1 protein-coding gene is annotated in these 270 nt (G+C 65.6%); it reads left to right on the top strand.

The genetic code is table 11. The features are described 5' to 3' along the window. The coding region (locus B4920_RS26350; RefSeq protein ID WP_173862711.1) for a VOC family protein at window positions 1-202 on the top strand (202 nt) is incomplete at its 5' end. Window positions 203-270 lie beyond the last annotated feature (68 nt).

The following is a 270-nucleotide window of genomic DNA, read 5'->3' as shown; positions in this document are numbered from 1 at the left end:
CTCGGCCTACGGCCACATCGCCCTGGAAGCGGACGACATCTACGCCACCTGCGACGCCCTGCGCGCCGCCGGCGCCAAGATCACCCGCGAGCCGGGCCCGGTCAAGGGTGGCACCACCGTCATCGCCTTCGTGGAAGACCCGGACGGTTACAAGATTGAGCTGATCGCCAAGAAAGACACAGGAACCGGCCTCGGCGTCTGAGCCAGACCGGCACCATGGTGGTGACATAGCAAACGGGGCCCTGGGGCCCCGTTTTTGTTGGTACTCTG

Source organism: Zoogloea sp. LCSB751 (assembly GCF_002028455.1).
Lineage (GTDB): Bacteria > Pseudomonadota > Gammaproteobacteria > Burkholderiales > Rhodocyclaceae > Zoogloea.
Note: the sequence above shows the minus strand (reverse complement) of the source record. Positions and strands in the feature narration are given on the sequence as shown.